The organism is Streptomyces sp. NPDC126503 (assembly GCF_040302405.1).
In the GTDB taxonomy this organism is placed as follows: Bacteria; Actinomycetota; Actinomycetes; order Streptomycetales; family Streptomycetaceae; genus Streptomyces; species Streptomyces gulbargensis.
Genome location: NZ_JBEORS010000012.1, coordinates 96,682 through 113,966, shown reverse-complemented (window position 1 = coordinate 113,966; position 17,285 = coordinate 96,682). Strand labels below are relative to the sequence as shown.

The 17,285-nt window shown below is 75.2% G+C and carries 17 protein-coding genes; 9 read left to right on the top strand and 8 right to left on the bottom strand.

Annotation, left to right across the window (positions count from 1 at the left end):
* Positions 1-81 precede the first annotated feature (81 nt).
* The 4 genes from ABTY40_RS17830 (at position 82) to ABTY40_RS17815 (ending at position 4,075) form a co-directional block, all read left to right on the top strand.
* Positions 82-408, top strand: a complete 327-nt coding sequence (locus ABTY40_RS17830; protein WP_352060379.1) for a hypothetical protein — start codon at positions 82-84, stop codon at positions 406-408.
* Positions 409-531: 123 nt separating this feature from the next.
* A complete protein-coding gene (locus ABTY40_RS17825; RefSeq protein WP_352060378.1) occupies positions 532-1,131 on the top strand; it encodes a dienelactone hydrolase family protein in 600 nt (199 codons plus the stop codon).
* 247 nt (positions 1,132-1,378) lie between these two features.
* A complete protein-coding gene (locus tag ABTY40_RS17820; protein WP_352060377.1) occupies positions 1,379-2,560 on the top strand; it encodes a YncE family protein in 1,182 nt (393 codons plus the stop codon).
* A 147-nt stretch (positions 2,561-2,707) separates the two neighbouring features.
* The gene (locus ABTY40_RS17815) at positions 2,708-4,075 is read left to right on the top strand and encodes an NAD(P)/FAD-dependent oxidoreductase (RefSeq protein ID WP_352060376.1); all 1,368 of its coding nucleotides are present in this window, start codon (positions 2,708-2,710) and stop codon (positions 4,073-4,075) included.
* A 25-nt stretch (positions 4,076-4,100) separates the two neighbouring features.
* Here ABTY40_RS17815 and ABTY40_RS17810 read toward each other — a convergent pair whose 3' ends face one another.
* From ABTY40_RS17810 to ABTY40_RS17800, 3 genes are all read right to left on the bottom strand, one after another.
* A complete protein-coding gene (locus ABTY40_RS17810; protein WP_352060375.1) occupies positions 4,101-4,904 on the bottom strand; it encodes a hypothetical protein in 804 nt (267 codons plus the stop codon).
* Between the two features lie 142 nt (positions 4,905-5,046).
* Positions 5,047-6,504 (bottom strand): aspartate ammonia-lyase, encoded by a 1,458-nt coding sequence (locus ABTY40_RS17805; RefSeq protein ID WP_352060374.1) that lies wholly within the window; start codon positions 6,502-6,504, stop codon positions 5,047-5,049.
* Positions 6,505-6,772: 268 nt separating this feature from the next.
* A complete protein-coding gene (locus ABTY40_RS17800) occupies positions 6,773-7,891 on the bottom strand; it encodes an asparaginase (protein WP_352060373.1) in 1,119 nt (372 codons plus the stop codon).
* Between the two features lie 119 nt (positions 7,892-8,010).
* Between ABTY40_RS17800 and ABTY40_RS17795 the strand changes: the two genes are divergently transcribed.
* Complete coding sequence (locus ABTY40_RS17795; RefSeq protein ID WP_309054213.1) at positions 8,011-8,475, top strand: Lrp/AsnC family transcriptional regulator; 465 nt, start codon at positions 8,011-8,013, stop codon at positions 8,473-8,475.
* Here the strand turns inward: ABTY40_RS17795 and ABTY40_RS17790 are convergent.
* Complete coding sequence (locus tag ABTY40_RS17790) at positions 8,462-9,421, bottom strand: LysR family transcriptional regulator (protein WP_352060372.1); 960 nt, start codon at positions 9,419-9,421, stop codon at positions 8,462-8,464. The genes ABTY40_RS17795 and ABTY40_RS17790 overlap by 14 nt on opposite strands.
* A 146-nt stretch (positions 9,422-9,567) precedes the next feature.
* Between ABTY40_RS17790 and ABTY40_RS17785 the strand changes: the two genes are divergently transcribed.
* The 3 genes from ABTY40_RS17785 to ABTY40_RS17775 all read left to right on the top strand — a co-directional run bounded on the left by ABTY40_RS17785 (position 9,568) and on the right by ABTY40_RS17775 (position 12,456).
* Complete coding sequence (locus tag ABTY40_RS17785; RefSeq protein WP_352060371.1) at positions 9,568-10,848, top strand: MFS transporter; 1,281 nt, start codon at positions 9,568-9,570, stop codon at positions 10,846-10,848.
* Positions 10,849-10,869: 21 nt separating this feature from the next.
* A complete protein-coding gene (locus ABTY40_RS17780) occupies positions 10,870-11,394 on the top strand; it encodes a hypothetical protein (RefSeq protein WP_352060370.1) in 525 nt (174 codons plus the stop codon).
* Between the two features lie 258 nt (positions 11,395-11,652).
* On the top strand, positions 11,653-12,456 hold the full coding sequence (locus ABTY40_RS17775) for an endonuclease I family protein (protein ID WP_352060369.1): 804 nt from the start codon (positions 11,653-11,655) through the stop codon (positions 12,454-12,456).
* 67 nt (positions 12,457-12,523) lie between these two features.
* Here the strand turns inward: ABTY40_RS17775 and ABTY40_RS17770 are convergent, their stop codons facing one another.
* The 4 genes from ABTY40_RS17770 to ABTY40_RS17755 form a co-directional block, all read right to left on the bottom strand.
* Positions 12,524-12,721, bottom strand: a complete 198-nt coding sequence (locus ABTY40_RS17770) for a hypothetical protein (RefSeq protein WP_352060368.1) — start codon at positions 12,719-12,721, stop codon at positions 12,524-12,526.
* A gap of 362 nt (positions 12,722-13,083) precedes the next feature.
* Positions 13,084-13,320: a DUF6480 family protein gene (locus ABTY40_RS17765; RefSeq protein WP_345283026.1), complete on the bottom strand. Its 237-nt coding sequence runs from the start codon at positions 13,318-13,320 to the stop codon at positions 13,084-13,086.
* Positions 13,321-13,486: 166 nt separating this feature from the next.
* Positions 13,487-14,677 carry an alcohol dehydrogenase catalytic domain-containing protein gene (locus ABTY40_RS17760; RefSeq protein WP_352060367.1) on the bottom strand — a complete coding sequence of 397 codons (1,191 nt, stop codon included), beginning with the start codon at positions 14,675-14,677 and terminating at the stop codon, positions 13,487-13,489.
* A 52-nt stretch (positions 14,678-14,729) separates the two neighbouring features.
* Positions 14,730-15,470 (bottom strand): SDR family oxidoreductase, encoded by a 741-nt coding sequence (locus ABTY40_RS17755; protein WP_352060366.1) that lies wholly within the window; start codon positions 15,468-15,470, stop codon positions 14,730-14,732.
* Positions 15,471-15,796: 326 nt separating this feature from the next.
* Here ABTY40_RS17755 and ABTY40_RS17750 point away from each other — a divergent pair, with 326 nt between their 5' ends.
* On the top strand, positions 15,797-17,278 hold the full coding sequence (locus tag ABTY40_RS17750; RefSeq protein ID WP_352060365.1) for an MFS transporter: 1,482 nt from the start codon (positions 15,797-15,799) through the stop codon (positions 17,276-17,278).
* Positions 17,279-17,285 lie beyond the last annotated feature (7 nt).

Here is a 17,285-nt window from a genome sequence, read left to right as displayed (position 1 = left end):
CCCGGTGCGCGGGCGGCGCCCCGTAGACTCGCCGTCTCCCCGTCGGTGACGGCACCGACCCGGCTGAAGGAAGCGGACTTCATGAACCACGCGGACGGCACCGCACCGATCTACGCCCAGCTCATACGCGAGCGGGGGGATGTTCCGGGTGACGTCCGGCAGGTGGCCGAGGAGGTGCTGCGGGACCTCAGCCGCGTGATCCGGGTGCCCCCGGCGGCGGGTCCGGGCGGGCCCGCGGGCCCTGCGGGGGCCATGGGGCAGGGGGGCCCGATGAGCCAGGGTGGACCGATGGGCCAGGGCGGGGGCATGGGCCAGGGTGGTCCGATGGGCCCCGGCGCGGGTCTGGGGCACGGTGGTCCGGGGGCCGGTCACTCCGGCGTCGTCGCGGCCCACCGCGCGATCCGCTAGCCGGCCCTCCGCGTTCGGGGTCCGCCCCGTCGTCGCTTCTCCGGACGGTTGTCGGTGGCATGCGCCATGCTGGCCCGTGCGCCGGTGCACGCCGGTCCGCCCGCGACAGGAGGGGACGCCGACATGGCCGAGGTTCTGCTCTTTCACCACACGCTCGGGGTGACCGAGGGGGTGCGCGCGTTCGCCGGTGACCTGCGCCGGGCGGGGCACACGGTGCACGTGCCCGACCTCTACGAGGGGCGGGTGTTCGAGGACCTGGAGGCCGGTGCGGCGCACGCCGCGTCGATCGGCTTCGGCGCGCTCGTGGCGCGCGGGGAGCGGGCCGCCGCGGAGCTGCCCGGTCGGCTCGTGTACGCGGGCCTCTCGCTCGGGGTGCTGCCCGCGCAGAAGCTGGCGCAGACCCGGGCCGGGGCGGCGGGCGCGCTGCTCGTCGCCGCCTGCGTTCCGGTGACCGAGTTCGGCACGGCGTGGCCCGAGGGGGTACCCGTGCAGGTGCACGGGATGGGCGCCGATCCGTATTTCGTGGACGAGGGGGACCTGGCCGCGGCGCGCGAGCTGGTCGCGGACGCCGGGGACCGGCGGCTGTTCCTCTACCCGGGCCGGGAGCACCTCTTCACGGAGCGCGGCGGGCCGTCGTTCGCGCCCGAGGCGTACGCGCTCTGTCTGGAGCGGATCCTCGCCTTCCTGGAACGCTCCGACAAGGACGCGGCCGACGCCCCGTGAGCGCGAAACCCCTCGCTCCCCCGGTGTCCCGGTGCGGTGCCGTCACCGCACCAGGCGCGAGGGGCGCCCCCTCGGGCCGGGTCGGGTCAGCCGATCGGTGGACGCGGGGGTCGTCCGGTCGAGGGCCGGGGGGAGCCGGCCGGCGGACCGGTGGGCGGCCGGGGTGGGCGGAGGATCGGGGCAGGGCGCGGATCCCGGTCGTCCGCCGGGTCGCCGGCCGCGCGTGGTCCCGACCGAGGAGTCCGACATGACGAAGTCCCGCCGTTCCTCCCGCGCCGCCCGGGTCCTGCTGCCCGGCGTGGTCGCCGCCGCGCTGCTCGCGGGGTGCGCGCCGGGGTCCGGCGGATCCGCCTCCGCCCCGGCGGTGCCCACCGGTCCGGCCCCGGCCGGCCCGCCCGCCCCCGGGACGCCGTCCGCCTCGGTGAAGGTGGCGCCCGCACCGCCCTCCGGGAAGGCCGCGCCCGGCACCCTCCTGGTGACCGACTTCGGTGCCGACACCGTCACGTTCGTGGACCCGGCGCGCGGCGCCACCGGCTCCGTGCGGGTCGGGACCGCTCCGTACGGACTCGCCGTGGGCGCCGACGGGCGGGCGTGGGTGGCCACCGCCGAGGGCGTGGCCGTCGTCGACACGGCGAACCGCTCGCGCCTCGCGCTGATCCCGTACCGGACGGCCACGGGTCCGGTGACGACCGGTGAGTACCGGGGCGGCGGCATGGGCATCGCGCTCGCGCCGGACGGGCGCCGGGTGTACGTCGGGGTGAACGTGCCCGGCGGCCACGGCGCCCTGGAGGTGATCGACACGACCGCGCTGCGGGTCACGGACGCGGTGCCGGTCGGCAGGCGCCCCTTCGACGTGGACGTCGCCCGCGACGGCTCCGAGGTGTACGCGACCGGCCACGACTCCTTCGACGTCACGGTCGTCACGGCGGACACGCTCCGCCCGCGCCGGGTGGAGGTCGCCCCCTACGGGACGGAGGGCGGGCTCGGATCCTGGCTGAAGCCGCACTACGCGGCGGTCCGGCCCTCGGACGGGAAGCTGCTGCTGCCGTTCGAGGGGGAGCGGCTGGCGGTCGTGGACCCCCGTACGGGGCGGACGGACATCGAGCCGATGACGGCCGGCACCCATCAGCACGGCACCACCGTGACCGCGGACGGCACGCTCCTCACGGTCGGCACGGGCCCGATCGACCCGGACGAGGACCGGGGGCCCTCGCTCACGGTGCGCACCCCCGCCGGGGACGAGCGGGTGTACCCGCTGGACGGTGCGCACGAGAACGTCGCCGTGTCGCGGGACGGCCGGACGGCCTATGTGACCGGCGGATTCACCCGGGACGGCTACTGGGACGGACTGACGGCCGTGGACCTCGCTTCGGGGGAGACACGGCGGATCCCGGCGGGTTCGCGGCCCCTCGGCGTCGTCGTCCTGTGAGGGCCGGACGGACTCTCCCGAGGAGCGGGCCACCTCCGACAGGGATAAAAAGGGTGAGCCACGGATAGGCGGCGCTTGGAAGGCCATGCGGTCCGGAGCGATCGCGTCCGATGGCACCGTGCACGCTCCTACGGAAGGGCGGACAGCGTGACTCGACCGAGGATCCTCGTGGTGGGCGCCGGCTTCGCCGGAGTGGCCTGCGTCCGGCGGCTCGAACGGCGGCTCACGGAGCGGGAGGCACAGATCACCCTCCTCTCGCCGTTCTCGTACCAGCTCTACCTCCCGCTGCTCCCCCAGGTGGCGGCCGGCGTGCTGACCCCGCAGTCGGTGGCCCTGTCGCTGCGCCGCAGCGAGCGGCACCGGACCCGGATCGTGCCGGGCGGGGTGGTGGGCATCGACACGGCGGCGAAGGTCTGCGTCGTCCGCACCATCGCGGGCGAGTACGTCACCGAGCCGTACGACCACCTCGTCCTCTCCCCCGGCAGCGTCACGCGCAGCTTCGACATCCCGGGGCTCGCGGAGTACGCGCGGGGCATGAAGACGCTCGCCGAGGCGGTCTACGTCCGCGACCACGTGATCGCGCAGCTGGACCTGGCGGACGCGAGCAACGACGAGGCCGAGCGGGCGGCGCGGCTGCAGTTCGTGGTGGTGGGCGGCGGGTACGCCGGCACGGAGACGGCCGCCTGCCTGCAGCAGCTCACCCACAACGCGGTGAAGCGGTACCCCCGCCTCGACCCGAAACTGATCAAGTGGCATCTGGTGGACATCGCGCCGAAGCTGATGCCCGAGCTGGGCGAGAAACTGGGCGCCGCCGCCATGGACATCCTCACCCGGCGCGGCATCGAGGTGTCGCTCGGGGTGTCGGTGGCCTCGGTGGACGAGGACACGGTGACGCTGACCGACGGGCGGGTGCTGCCGAGCCGCACGCTCATCTGGACGGCCGGTGTGGCCGCGAGCCCGCTGATCGGGACGCTCGGCGCCGAGACGACGCGCGGCCGGCTGGTCGTGACGCCCGAGATGACCGTCCCCGGTTTCGAGGGCCTCTGGGCGCTCGGTGACGCGGCGGCCGTGCCGGACCTCGCCAAGGGCGAGAAGGGCGCGATCTGCCCGCCGACCGCGCAGCACGCCATGCGGCAGGGCAAGGCGGTCGCCGACAACCTCGTCGCCACCCTGCGCGGCACCGAGGTCACGCCCTACCGGCACAAGGACCTGGGGCTCGTCGTGGACCTCGGCGGCATGGACGGCGTGTCGAAGCCGCTCGGCGTGGAGCTGCACGGCATGCCCGCCCAGGCCGTGGCGCGCGGGTACCACTGGGCGGCGCTGCGGACGGGTGTGGCCAAGACCCGGGTGATGACCAACTGGCTGCTCAACGCGGTGGCCGGGGACGACTTCGTCCGGACCGGCTTCCTGGCGTCGAAGGCCGGCACGCTGCGGGACTTCGAGTACACGGACGCCTATCTGACGCCGGAACAGGTCCGTGCCCACACGGGCTCGTTCCGCGGCGCGGTCACCTGAGGCGTCCGTGCCGGCCGGCGCGCTGTCAGCGGGCGAGTTCGGCGCCCGGCCCCATGACCACGACGGGTTCGCGGGCCGGGTCGAGCGCCCGCAGGAGCTCCCGCAGGTCCTCGCGGTCCAGGCTGACGCAGGCCTGGGTCGGGCCGCCGTGGTCGACGTGGATCCACACGCCGCCGCCCTTCCCCTGCCCCAGGGGGCGTTCCTTGTCGAGCGGGGTCCTGCCGGGTACGCGGTTGTAGTCGATGGCGATCACGTGATCGAAGGAGCCCTCCAGGGGTTCGCCGAGGAAGCCGGTGCCGCTGATGGCGAAGCCGGGGTCCTGGTCGTAGGGGAGGCGGGCGCCGGGGTCGGGCAGCCGGCCGCCCGCGTCGCCGAGCCGGAAGACGCCGATCGGGCTGCGCAGATCGCCCGCGTGGTGGTCGTGGGTCCAGCCCTTGAGGGCGTTGTGGGCGGCCCAGGGACCGGCGGCGCGGTCCCACCGCCCGGCCGGGTTCCGCGCGTAGAGGACCGTGGTGGCGGTGTTGCCGTCCGCCGAGGCCCCGGTGACGACGAGGGCCTGGGAGGTGCCGTCCGGGATCCGGGCCTGGGTGGCGGGACCGAGGCCGGGGATCCTCGAGGCGGGCACGGGCCGGGCGTCGCCCGGTGCGGCGGAAGCGGAGGCCGGGCCGGAGGGTGAGGCCGGGGCGGAGGCGGCGGGCGGGCGGGGTGCGCGGGTCGGGGAGGCGGGGGCGGGTTCGGGGGTACGGGCGCAGCCGGTGAGCAGCAGCGCCGCGCACAGGGCACCGGTGCCCAGGTGCAGCGGCGTGGGGGCACCCTTGCGGACGGGCATGGGAAGGCATCCTCCTGGCCGGGGGCGGTGCTGCGATGCGTACCCGTTCGGCGGGCGGCGCTGTCGCCGTGCCCGAGGCCTCACCCGTACGGCCCACTGCCCGGGAGGGAGCCGCCGGTGCTCACCTTCTGCCGGGAGGCTGTCAGGCCGGTGCCGGGCCGGGTGCGCCGGTGAGCCGCTCGGGGGTGAGCAGTTCGGCGAGCCGGTGGGCGGGCAGCAGGCCCTTCTCCAGGGTCAGTTCGGCGACCCCGCGGCCGGTCGCCAGCGCCTCCTGGGCGATGGCGGTGGCGGCGGTGTAGCCGAGGTGGGGGTTGAGGGCGGTGGCGAGGCCGATGGAGTTCTCGACGGCCGCGCGCAGAGTCTCGGTGTTGGCGGTGATGCCGCAGACGCAGCGCTCGGCCAGGGTGAGGCAGGCGGCGCGGAGCGAGAGCATGCTCTTGGACAGGGCGTGGAAGATGACGGGCTCGAAGGCGTTGAGCTGGAGCTGTCCGCCCTCGGCCGCCATGGTGATGGTCATGTCGTTCCCGATGACCTCGAAGGCGACCTGGTTCACGACTTCGGGGATCACCGGATTGACCTTGCCCGGCATGATGCTGGAACCGGCCTGCACGGGCGGCAGGTTGATCTCGCCGAGTCCGGCGCGCGGACCCGAGGAGAGCAGGCGCAGGTCGTTGCAGGTCTTGGAGAGCTTGACCGCGATGCGCTTGAGGACGCCGGAGAGCTGGACGAAGGCGCCGCAGTCCTGGGTGGCCTCGACCAGGTTGGCGGAGGTGACGAGCGGCAGCCCGGTCAGCGCGGCGAGGTGGCGGCGGGCGGTCTCGGCGTAGCCGGGGGCGGCGTTGAGGCCGGTGCCGATGGCGGTGGCGCCGAGGTTGATCTCGTGAATGAGCTCGACGGCCTCGGCGAGGCGGCTGCGGTCCTCCTCCAGCATCACGGCGTACGTGGAGAACTCCTGGCCCAGCGTCATGGGCACCGCGTCCTGGAGCTGGGTGCGGCCCATCTTGACGACCTCGCGGAACTCCAGGGCCTTGGCGGCGAAGGCGTCCTGGAGGACGGCCATGGCGAGGAGGAGTTCCCGGGCGGCGCCGATCGCGGCGACGCGGATCGCGGTCGGGTAGACGTCGTTGGTGGACTGGCCGAGGTTGACGTCCTCGTTGGGGTGGAGGCGGGCGTAGTCGCCCTTGTCGTGGCCGAGGAGTTCGAGCGCGCGGTTGGCGACGACCTCGTTGGCGTTCATGTTGGTGGAGGTGCCGGCGCCGCCCTGGACGACGTCGACGACGAACTGGTCGTGGAGGCGGCCGGCCCTGATCTCCCGGCAGGCGCCGGCGATGGCGTCGGCCTTGTCGGCCGGGAGGAGCCCGAGTTCCTCGTTGGCCCGGGCGGCTGCCTCCTTGACGGCGGCCAGGGCGTCGATCAGGAGCGGGTAGACGGAGATGGGGGTGCCGGTGATGGCGAAGTTCTCGGTGGCGCGCAGGGTGTGGACGCCCCAGTAGGCCTCGGCGGGTACGTCGCGGTCGCCGAGCAGGTCGTGCTCGCGCCGGACGGCGGTGGCGGGCGGCTGCGGGTCGGCGGGGGCGTGCGGGGAGGGTACGGGAGCCATGGTGCGTCCTTGCGGGTGGCGGGGAGGGAGGCGCGCGCGGCGGCGGGCCCCTGCGAGGCAGGGGTGGCGCGGCCGTGCGGGGGGGGGAGGCGTACGGGCGGGGCGGGCCGGCACCGGGGTCGGCGGTGTGCGCGGGGCGGTTACCGCCGGGGGCGCGTGCCGGCGGCACCGGCCGTGGCGTACCGGCGGCGTGCGCGCCGGAGTGGGCGCCGGCTCGCGGGCGGGTGATGCGGGCGCCGCCCGCGAGCCGGGGTGTGGGGGCGCCGGGTCAGGCGCGGGTGGCGACGGCGGAGGCCGAGCGGGAGCCGCCGGTGGCGAGGGCCGGTTCCGCGCGGACCGGGCCGTCGAGGAGGCGGCGCAGGAGGGCGGTGCGGCGGGCGGGGTCGGCGCCGCCGGCGGTGTCCTCGTCGGCGAGGAGGGCGGAGAGGACGGCGACGCGGGCCTGGCCGGCGCGGAGCGTGCCGGTGAGGAGGGCGCCCGCGGCGACGAGGTCGACCGCGCCGCCGCCGGTGTAGATCTCGGCGAGCGGACCGGCCGGGACGCGGGTGGTGACGGCGACGAGGACGCCCCGGGAGACGGCGCCGGCGACGGCCCGGACGATCTCGGGCGTGGCGTTGCCCGCACCGGTGGCCACGAGGACGATGCCCCGGGCACCGGCCGTGAGGGCCGCTTCGAGCAGGACGGGGTCGCCGTCGGAATGGTGGGTGACGATGTCGACCCGGGGCAGCGGGACGGCCGGAACCGTGCCGGGGTCCGCGGTGCGGGCGGCCTCCGGGAGGGGCAGCGGGGCGGGGCGCTCGGGCTGCCGCTCGATGTCGACGCGCGAGAACCCGACGCGGCCGAGGCGCTCGGCGGAGGGGTCCGAGAAGGCGTCGGCGGCGAGTGTCTGGGTCTTGACGGTGCCGCGGGCGGCGTGGACGCGGCCGTCGAAGACGACGAGGACGCCGAGGTCGCGGACGGAGGCGGCGACCTGGAGGGCGTCGTAGAGGTTGCCGGGCCCGTCTCCGTCGCCCGTGCCGAAGGGGCGCTGGGCGCCGGTCAGCACGACGGGCCGGGCGTCGGTGTGGTGCAGGTCGAGGAGGAAGGCGGTCTCCTCCAGGGTGTCCGTGCCGTGGGTGACGACGATGCCGTCGACGCCGGGGTCGGCGAAGGTCTCGTGGACGGTCCGCAGGAGCGCCAGCTGGTGGGCCGCCGTCATCCGCGAGCTGTTGACGTTGAAGAGGTCGGTCACCTCGACGGTGACGCCTTCGGGGAGCGGGGCGGTGGCGAGGACGTCGTCGCCGGAGGCGTCGGCCGCGTAGCCCGTGCCCTGCCAGCGGCTGGCGATCGTCCCACCGGTGCTGATGACGACGATCCGGCGCGGTGTCCCGTCGTTCGTCCGCTTCATTCCTCTGATTCCTTCGCTGTGCGTCAGTCCCCTGTCGTCCGCAACGGTAGGTCAAAGGACGCGCAAGCGGATTGCGAATTCCGCTGCGGAAATGTTTCAGCGTGGTGGATAATTGCGTCATGGACCGGATCGATCTCCATATCTTGCGCGAGCTTCAGAAGGACGGCCGTCTGAGCAATCAGGAGTTGGCACAGCGCGTCGGACTCAGCCCCTCCCCCTGCCTGCGGCGCGTGCGGCAGCTGGAGCAGGACGGGGTGATCCAGGGCTACCGGGCGGTCATCGATCCGGAGGCGGTGGGGCGGGGTTTCGAGGTCCTGGTCTCGGTCGAGGTGCGGCGCGACCGCGAGACGGTGGAGGCCTTCGAGGAGGCCCTCCAGGACATCCCGGACGTCATCGAGGCGTACCGCCTGTTCGGCAGCCCGGGGTGCCTGCTGCGGATCGCGGTGGCCGACCTCGCGGCGTACGAGCGGCTGTGGATCGAGCGGCTGACGACCCTGGCGGGGGTCACGGAGGTGAACTCCCAGATCATCATGAAGCGGATCAAGGAGCCGGAGGGCATGCCGGTGGACGTCAGGGGCGGCTGACCGGGCCGGGCCGGTGCTGGAGCACCCAGTCCGGTGTCCAGGTGCCGGCGGCGTCGTGGCCGGTGGCCGTGGCGGCGATGTGGGCGCGGAGGGTCTCCAGGGCGGGGTGGGGGTTGTCGCGGTGCCGGAGCAGGGCGTGCGGGTAGACGGGGGTCGGTCCGGTCACCGGGATGCGGCGCAGCCCGTGGCCGTCGGGCCAGACCAGGCGGGTGTGGGCGCCCATGAAGGTGGCGAGGGCCGGGGTGTCGGCGATGGTGTCGAGGAGCGCGTCGGAGCCGAAGTTGGGGCCGGTCGCCTCGATGCCGAGGCCGAAGGCGGCGACGAGGTCGTCGTAGTAGGCGGCCCACTCGCTGCCGGGGCGCAGGCCGGGCATCCAGATCCGGTGCCCGGCGAGTTCGGCGAGGGTGACCGAGCGGGCCCCGGCGAGCGCGTGGCCGGGACCGGTGAGCAGTTCCAGGGGCTCGTCGATCGCCCGCACGGCCTCGATGTCGTCGGGGAGGGGGCGCCCGGGCGCCGCGACGGCGCGGAAGGAGGCGTCGATCTCGCCCGACCGGAGCGCCTCGACGGCCCGGTCGATGTCGAGCAGCATCACCACGTCCAGATCGATCCCGGGGTGGCTGCGGTGGAAGCCGCGCATCAGGCCCGAGGCCGCGCCGCGCGAGGCGAGGATGTCGACGCGCAGGGGGCGGCGGCCGGGGTCCACGGACGCCGCCGCGCGGGCGGCGACGCGCAGCAGTTCGCGCGCGTGGGGCAGGAAGGCCTGTCCGTCGATGGCGAGTTCGGCGCCGCGCGGGGTGCGGGTGAAGAGGCGGACCCCGAGGCCGCGCTCCAGCGCGGCGACGCGCTTGGAGACGGCCTGCTGGGTGACCGAAAGGTCGGCGGCGGCCTTGTGGAACTGGCCGGTTTCCGCGACGGCGACGAAGGTACGTACCGCTTCGAGATCCATACCGCCCCACCTTAGGGAACAACGAATGGTTGTGGGGTGGGTACATGGGGGTTGTTTGACCTGCGCGGGTGTTTCCGGCTTGGCTCTGCCGGGCCACCGCCGGTTGTCACGGCGGAGGCGCCTGGGCGAGCGCGCGGAGGTCGGTGGTGAGGGCACGAAGGCGGCTGGGGCGGGATTTCGGGCTGCTGTGGGCGGCCTACGCGGTGAGCGCGTACGGGTCGGGGCTGGCGTTCGGGGCGCTGCCGCTGGTCGCCGTGCTCGTGCTGCGGGCCGGCCCGGCCGAGGTCGCCCTGCTGTCCGCGGCGGGGCCCGCGGTGGGCGCGCTTCTCGCGCTGCCCCTCGCACCATGGGTGGACCGCCGGCGCAAGCGGCCGGTCATGATCACGGCCGATCTCATCCGCTGCGCGGCCCTGACGTCGATTCCGCTCGCGTACGCCGTCGGCCGGCTCACCTTCGCGCAGGTGCTCGCCGTCTCGGTGGTGTCGGCCGCCGCGCGGATCACCTTCGGCGCGGCGGGCGGCGCCCTTCTCAGGTCCTTCGCCGGACCGGACGACCTGCTCGTGGCCCAGGCCCGCTTCGAGTCCACCAACTGGAGCTCGCTCGCGGTCGGGCCGCCGCTGGGCGGGGCGGTGATCGGGCTGTTCGGGCCGGTGGCCACGATCGTGGCCGACGCGTCCTGTCACCTGCTGTCGGCACTGGCGATCGGCGCGATGCGAGGCGGCCGGAAGGCGAGGCCGGGGCCGGCGGGGACGGCTCCGCGGGCGGCGCCCCCGGTCACCGCCGAAGGCCGTGGCCGGGGCGGGGCCGTCCTCCGCGGGTGGCGTCATCTCCTGGAGGATCCGGGGCTGCGGGCGCTCTTCCTCAACCAGCTGCTCGTCTCCGGTCTGGTGATGGCGACCGAGCCGCTGCTCGCCGTGCTGCTGCTGCGTGACCTCGCGCTGCCGCCCTGGCAGTACGGTCTCGTCTTCGCCGTCCCGTGCCTGGGCGGGCTCATCGGCTCCCGGCTGGCTCCGCGGGTCGTCGCCCGCCACGGCCGCGACCGGGTCGTGCGGATCGTCGGAACGCTGCGCGTGGTGTGGCTGCCCGGCCTGGCCCTCGCGCCTGCCGGGGCCGCCGGAGTGGTCACCGTGACGGCGGTCGAGCTGGCGATCGTCCTGCACATGAGCCTCTACACCCCGGTCGTCGCGGCCTGCCGGCTGGAACGGACACCCCCGCACCTCGTCGCCCGCACCCTGACGGCCTGGTCCCTCGGCCAGCAGGCCTCCCTCGCCCTCTGCACCGCGCTCGGCGGCCTCCTGGCCACCCTCACCGGCCCCCGCCCGGCCCTCGCGGCGGCGGGCCTCCTCGCCCTCGCCACCCCGCTCCTGCTCCCCCGCCCCGGCCAACTGACCCCGCCCGCCGGAGAACCGGCCGGCGGGCGGCGGTGACGCGACGGCATGCTGGGGGCCATGCATACGGAGGGGACGACACCGGCACCGGGCGGGCCGGCGCCCGGCGGGCTCGACGCGCTGGGGGAAGCGGCCTGCCGCCACCGGGCGGAGGGCCTGAGGCCGGAGGAGCTGCCGATGCTCGCGGCCCACGCGCTCGCGGCCGACGCCGACACCCCGGCCCTGTGCGAACTGGCCGGACTGTCGCCCCGCACGGACCCTCGCGATCTGCGCGAACTGTTCGAGCGGGCGCTGTCCGAGGCCGGTGTCGCACCGCCGGACCGGCGCGTGGCACGGCGGCACGCTCTGCGCCGGGCGGCGGCGCAGCTGCTGGCCGACGGGATCACCCCGGACGGCCTGGCGTCGGAGGACTGGATGGAGACGCAGGGGGAGACGGCCGCGGAGCGGGCGTTCCTGGCGCTGCTCCCCCCGTGCGCGTGTTGCCTCGCGTACACGGTGGGACTCGACCGGCGGACCTGGGAGGGCCGGTCGCGGGCCGCGGCCGGCGCCCTGGTCACGGCCGTGCCGGCCGTCCCGGGATGCTGAGGCGCGCGCCGCGAGCGCTGGGTGCGGGCGCGAGAGTTCGTGCGGACGCCGTGGGGGCCCCGCCCGATCCGTCCCGGGTTCGGGGCAGTTGGTTGCGGCGTATGCCGGACCGTCACGGAAAAGCCTTCCGGCCGTTACACGGGCCTCCCCGGCGCTGTGCCACCCTCCCGGTGACATCTCGTCAACACGCGTAGAGCGCGGAGGACCTGAGCCGGGACCCGCGTTCGCACGCGTGCCCTCACCCGGGAAAGGCCCCCCATGTCCGTTGCACACATAGGCCGCCGCAAGGCGTGGGCCGCGGCGCTGGCCGCCGTGTTCGTCGCCCTCACCCTGCCCGCGGTCACCGCGTCGCCCGCCGGTGCCACGACCACCGCGTACGACGACACGTACTACCGGGACGCGATCGGCAGGACCGGCCCGAGCCTGAAGGCGTCGCTGCACACCATCATCAGCAGCCAGCGGAAGATCTCCTACGACGCGGTGTGGAACGCGCTGAAGGTCACCGACCAGGACCCGAACAACAGCGACAACGTGATCCTGCTCTACAGCGGCACCTCGCGGAGCAAGGCTCTCAGCGGGGGCGACGTGGGTGACTGGAACCGGGAGCACGTGTGGGCGCAGTCCCACGGCAGCTTCGGCACCTCGGCCGGGCCGGGGACGGATCTGCACCACCTGCGGCCCGCCGACGTCCAGGTGAACAGCATCCGCGGCAACAAGGACTGGGACCTCGGCGGCAGCCCGGTCAGCGGCGCCACCGGCAGCTACACGGACAGCAACTCCTTCGAGCCGCGCGACGCCGACAAGGGCGACGTGGCCCGCATGATCCTCTACATGGCCGTCCGTTACGAGGGCGACGACGCCTGGGCCGACCTGGAGCCGAACGAGTCGACGACCAACGGCAGCGTCCCGTTCCACGGCCGGCTGGCGGTTCTGAAGCAGTGGCACCAGCAGGACCCGCCGAGCGCCTTCGAGGAGCGCCGCAACAACCTCATCCACAGCACCTACCAGGGCAACCGCAACCCGTTCATCGACCACCCGGAGTGGGTCGAGGCGATCTGGTGACGCCCACGGCGTGACGCCGGGCTCCCCCGGCGGGGAAGCCCGGCGTCACCGGTGGGGTACGGGGCTGTCAGGGGTGGTCGGGGCGCTGGTCCGGCGGCACGCCGCCGCCTTCGCCGCCGCCCTTGTCGCCCCGGTCGGTGCCGTGGGCGCGGCCTTCGCGGGCGGTCTCGCGGCCGGCCTCGTCGGCCTTCACCTCACGGCTGTTCTGCGGTGTCGCACCGCCGCGCCCGCTGCGACGGGCCTCGGGCTGCTGTGGGTTGGACATCTCTGCTCTCCCTCGATCGTCGGACGGATGCCGTGGCCTGGCGGTCCACGGCGGGCCGCGCGTCGCTCCCGGTGGGGGGCCGGCGCAGGAGGCCGGGACGGCGGCGACCAGGTGGCCCCGGCACGGGCGGGCCGGCCCGGCAGCCGGCACCGCGGCACCGTCTCTCCCCCGCTCGCGCAGGGCGCGAACGCACGTGGCCCCGCGTGGGGGGCCGGCCGGTCACCCTTGCGCGCCGTGACGGGTTCCACGAAGTCCGGCTTCACCGTTACCGCCCTTCAGTTCGTCCCCTGCGTCCGTTTCGGCGGTTCGTTCCCGCCCCCGCGCCTACCCGTCCGGCCGGACGCCACGCACGGGCGGAGCGGTCAGCGGGTGGCCAGCACGATCGCGTACACGAGGAAGAACAGCGCGCACACGGCGACCAGCAGCCAGATGACGACCAGCGGGCCCTTGGCCCAGCCCGCGCGGGGCGGCCGGTACGGGCCGGTGCCGGTGCCGGTGCCCGTTTCGGCGGGCGGGGTCTCGCCCTGGGGTACGCCGCCCTGGGGGTCGAGCCCCGGGGTGGTGCGGGGGTCCGGGTCGGGGTTGCTGGGAACGGTCATCGAGGACACCTCCTCGGAAGTGGTCGGTCGGGGTGGTCGGCCGCCCGGCGCCTACCCCGTTCTCCCCGCTCCATCCGGCGGGGCCCACCCGGGGGCGGGGGCGGTACGGCGGGAGGGCGGAGCGCCGCTCCGGCGCGCCGCCCTCCGGGGTGCGGGGCGGGTCCCGTCACTCCCACGGCTTGAAGAGGATCTTCACCGCGCCGTCGCGCTTCGCCTGGAACATGTCGTACGCCTCCGGGGCCCGGGTCAGCGGGAGGCGGTGGGTGGCGAAGTCCTCCACGCCCAGCGGATCGTCGTCGGTGAGCAGCGGCAGCAGGTCACCGGTCCAGCGGTGGACGTTGGCCTGCCCCATGTGGAGGCGGATCTGCTTGTCGAACATGGCGAACAGCGGCATGGGGTCGGCGGCGCCGCCGTAGACGCCGGCGAGGGAGACGGTGCCGCCGCGGCGTACCAGCTCCACCGCGAGGTGCAGCGCGGTGAGCCGGTCGACCCCGTACCGGCGCATGAGGGGTGCCGCCACGGCGTCCGGCAGCAGGCCGACCGCCGTCTGCAGGGAGCGGGCGACGGGCGCGCCGTGGGCCTCCATGCCGACGGCGTCGATCACCGCGTCCGGCCCCCGGCCGTCGGTCAGGTCCCGGACCCGCTCGGTCAGGTCCGCCCCCAGCTCGGAGAGGTCGAGGGTGTGGACGCCGCGCCGGGCGGCGCGGGCGAGCCGCTCCGGGACGAGGTCGATGCCGATGACCGTCCCCGCCCCGCGCAGCAGGGCGATCCGGGCGGCCATGTCGCCGATCGGTCCGAGGCCGAGGACGGCGACCGAGCCGCCGGGCGGCACCTCGGCGTACTCGACGGCCTGCCAGGCCGTCGGCAGCACGTCCGAGAGGTAGACGAACCGGTCGTCCGGCGGGCCCTCGGGCACCGGGATGGGCAGGGTGTCCCCGAACGGCACGCGCAGGTACTGGGCCTGCCCGCCGGGCACCTGCCCGTACAGCTTGGTGTAGCCGAACAGCGCGGCGCCCGTGCCCCGGGCGTGGACCTGGGTGGTCTCGCACTGGGAGTGCAGGCCCCGGTCGCACATCGGGCAGGTGCCGCAGGAGACGTTGAAGGGGATGACGACGCGGTCGCCGGGGGCGAGGCGGCGGACTTCGGGGCCCACCTCCTCGACCACGCCCATCGGCTCGTGGCCGAGGATGTCGCCGGGGTCGAGGAACGGCCCGAGGACCTCGTACAGGTGGAGGTCGGAGCCGCACAGACCGCTCGACGTCACCTTGACGATCACGTCCGTGGGCTTGCGCAGGACGGGGTCGGGCACGGTGTCCACGGAGACCTTGCGCCGGCCCTGCCAGGTGACGGCTTTCATGAGGGGATACCTCCGTCGCTCACGTCACGCACGGTCACGGGGGTCACGGGGGTCACGGCCAGGAGACCTCGCGCCGGGGGACGACGACCAGCTCGGCGACGGCGCTGCCCGCGGGCACCGACAGGGCGTACATCACGGCGTCGGCGACGACGTCCGGGCTCTGCAGGAGCGCGACGTCCGTCTCCGGGAAGCGCTCCATGATGAACGGGGTCTCCATGCCGCCCGCGACGACACCGGTGACGCCGATGCCGGGGCAGTCGCGCTGCGCCTCCTTGAAGAGGGTGTGGGTGAAGGCGCGCAGGCCGGACTTGGCGGCGGAGTACGGGCCGGCCTCGGTCCAGGTGCGGAGCGCAGCCGTCGAGAGGATGTTGACGATGTGGCCGCCGCCCCGCGTGACCATCCGGCGGTACGCCTCCCGGCACAGGTACATCGGCCCGAGCAGGTCGGTGGTCACCACGCGGCTCATCTCCTCCGCGGTGAGCTCGGTGACCGGCTTGGTGACATCGACGGCCGCGCAGTTCACCAGCACGTCGAGGGGCCGGCCGGTGACGTCGAGATCCCCGAAGAGTTCGGCCGCGGCCTCGGGGTCGCGGACGTCCAGGGCGACCGGCCGGGCCTGCCGGCCCTCGGCCAGCAGGTTCTCGCACAGCTCCTTGGCGGCCTCCTGGCGCACGTCGGCGACCAGGACGGACGCGCCGGCCGCGGCGAGCCTGCGGACGATCGCGGCGCCGAGGCCGCTGGCGCCTCCGGTGACCAGGGCCTGTCCCCCGTCGATCTTCGTCACGCTGTTCATCGGTACCTCTTCTCCCCGGGCTTCCCGGGTCGGTGGAACGGGTGGGGGCGCCCCGGTGGGCGCCGCTGTGTGAGCAAGCCCACGCGAAGGCCGAATGCCTCGCGGGGCACGGGAGTTGGGCGGTTCGGTGGGCCTCGTCCGCGGGGGGTGCGCCGGGGCGCGGCCTCTTCCCGGGAACCGTCTGCCACGATGGGTCGCCGGGCGCACCCCGCCCGCGCCCGGCCTCCTCCGCCCGCGCCGCAGCCCCGGCGCCCGGACCGGGGCCCCGCCCGTCGTACTCCCGCCTCCCCCGTGCCCGTGCCCGGGGCGCGCCCCCCGGTGTTCTCGTGCCTTCCTTCCGCAAGCCCCTGTCCCTGTCCCTCGTGCGCCCGGTCACGTCCCGGCCCGCCGTCCCGTCCCCCCGGCCCGCCGGTGAGGAGCGGCCCGCCGCGGACGGCGGATCCTCCCGCGAGCGTTCCCCGTGGCGGTCGCTGCGCCACCGCAGCATGCGCTGGTGGGCGGTCGCCCACCTCGTCTCCAACACCGGTACGTGGATGCAGCTGACGGTGCAGAACCTGCTGGTCCTGCAGATCACGGGCTCCCCGGCCGCCGCCGGTCTGTCGATCTCCGCCCAGGCCGCCCCGGGCCTCCTGATGGGGCTGCTCGGCGGCGCGGCCGTCGACCGCTGGCCCCGGAAGCTGACCGCCGCGCTCGCCCAGGTGGTGCTGGGCCTGGTGGCCCTGGCCACCGCGGCGCTCGTCGCCCTCGACCAGCTGAACCTGCCCGTCCTCATCGGGCTCGCGGTGCTGACCGGTCTGGTCGCCACGGTCGACGGGCCGGCCTGCGCGCTCCTCGGCAACGACCTGGTCCCCGCGCGGGACGTGCCCTCCGCCATCGGCGTCGGGTCGCTCGCCCACAGCGCGGGCCGCCTCGCGGGCGCCGCGCTGGCCGGTGTCACCGTCGCCACGCTCGGCACCGCGGCCGCCTACCTGGCGAACGGCGTCTCGTTCTTCTTCGTGGCCTCGGTGATCCCCTTCCTCACCCTGCTCAGGCCCCAGGGCCAGGTTCCCGACGGTGACGACGCGCCGCTCATGCCGGAGGAGGCCGACACCAGCGTCCGGGGCGGTCTGGTCTTCTTCGCGAAGCGGCCCCGGCTCGTCGCCCTGGCGGGTCTCAACGCGGTGAGCGCGCTGTTCGGCCGGAACTACTCGCTGACGCTCGCGGTCCTGGTCACCGGTCCGCTCGCCGGGAGCGCCGGTTCCTTCGGCGCGGTCTCCACCGCGCTGGCCGTCGGCGGCATCGTCGGCGCGGTGCTCGGTGCGCGGCTGCGCGCGCCGCGCGTGCGGCTCGTGGCGCTGCTCACCGCGGGCGGTGCCCTGCTCCAGGTGCTGGCGGGCCTCTCGCCCGGCCTGGCCTTCCTGGTCGTGCTGGCCCTGCCGATGGCGGTGGCCGAGTCCGTCGGGGACACCGCGCAGAACACCCTGCTCCAGACCGACCCGCCGCCCCGGATGCGGGGCCGCGTGCTCGGCGCCTGGAACAGCGTCCGCACCCTGTGGGGTCTGGCCGCGCCGCCCACCCTGGGCCTGCTCATGGAGGTGCTCGGCGCGCGCGGGGCGCTCGTCACGGGCGGTCTGGTCGTGGCGGCGGCCGTCACGGCGGGGACGTTCCTGCACGGTCGCCGCAGCGCCGTCCGGGAGCCGGTCACGGTGTCCGTGCCGGTCCCGGTCACCGTCCCCGTACGGGTCGGGGGGACGCTCCCCGCGCAGGGCGCGGCCGGGGCGGGCGGGCGTACCGCCGCCGCCCGGGGCGAGCTCGAACCCGCCGTCTGAGGAGGGC

Bases quoted from the DNA above. Each gene is read 5' to 3' on its own strand.
- ABTY40_RS17830 (WP_352060379.1), top strand. From the start codon at position 82: ATGAACCACGCGGACGGCACCGCACCGATCTACGCCCAGCTCATACGC.
- ABTY40_RS17825 (WP_352060378.1), top strand. From the start codon at position 532: ATGGCCGAGGTTCTGCTCTTTCACCACACGCTCGGGGTGACCGAGGGG.
- ABTY40_RS17820 (WP_352060377.1), top strand. From the start codon at position 1,379: ATGACGAAGTCCCGCCGTTCCTCCCGCGCCGCCCGGGTCCTGCTGCCC.
- ABTY40_RS17810 (WP_352060375.1), bottom strand. From the start codon at position 4,904: ATGCCCGTCCGCAAGGGTGCCCCCACGCCGCTGCACCTGGGCACCGGT.
- ABTY40_RS17805 (WP_352060374.1), bottom strand. From the start codon at position 6,504: ATGGCTCCCGTACCCTCCCCGCACGCCCCCGCCGACCCGCAGCCGCCC.
- ABTY40_RS17800 (WP_352060373.1), bottom strand. From the start codon at position 7,891: ATGAAGCGGACGAACGACGGGACACCGCGCCGGATCGTCGTCATCAGC.
- ABTY40_RS17795 (WP_309054213.1), top strand. From the start codon at position 8,011: ATGGACCGGATCGATCTCCATATCTTGCGCGAGCTTCAGAAGGACGGC.
- ABTY40_RS17790 (WP_352060372.1), bottom strand. From the start codon at position 9,421: ATGGATCTCGAAGCGGTACGTACCTTCGTCGCCGTCGCGGAAACCGGC.
- ABTY40_RS17780 (WP_352060370.1), top strand. From the start codon at position 10,870: ATGCATACGGAGGGGACGACACCGGCACCGGGCGGGCCGGCGCCCGGC.
- ABTY40_RS17775 (WP_352060369.1), top strand. From the start codon at position 11,653: ATGTCCGTTGCACACATAGGCCGCCGCAAGGCGTGGGCCGCGGCGCTG.
- ABTY40_RS17770 (WP_352060368.1), bottom strand. From the start codon at position 12,721: ATGTCCAACCCACAGCAGCCCGAGGCCCGTCGCAGCGGGCGCGGCGGT.
- ABTY40_RS17765 (WP_345283026.1), bottom strand. From the start codon at position 13,320: ATGACCGTTCCCAGCAACCCCGACCCGGACCCCCGCACCACCCCGGGG.
- ABTY40_RS17760 (WP_352060367.1), bottom strand. From the start codon at position 14,677: ATGAAAGCCGTCACCTGGCAGGGCCGGCGCAAGGTCTCCGTGGACACC.
- ABTY40_RS17755 (WP_352060366.1), bottom strand. From the start codon at position 15,470: ATGAACAGCGTGACGAAGATCGACGGGGGACAGGCCCTGGTCACCGGA.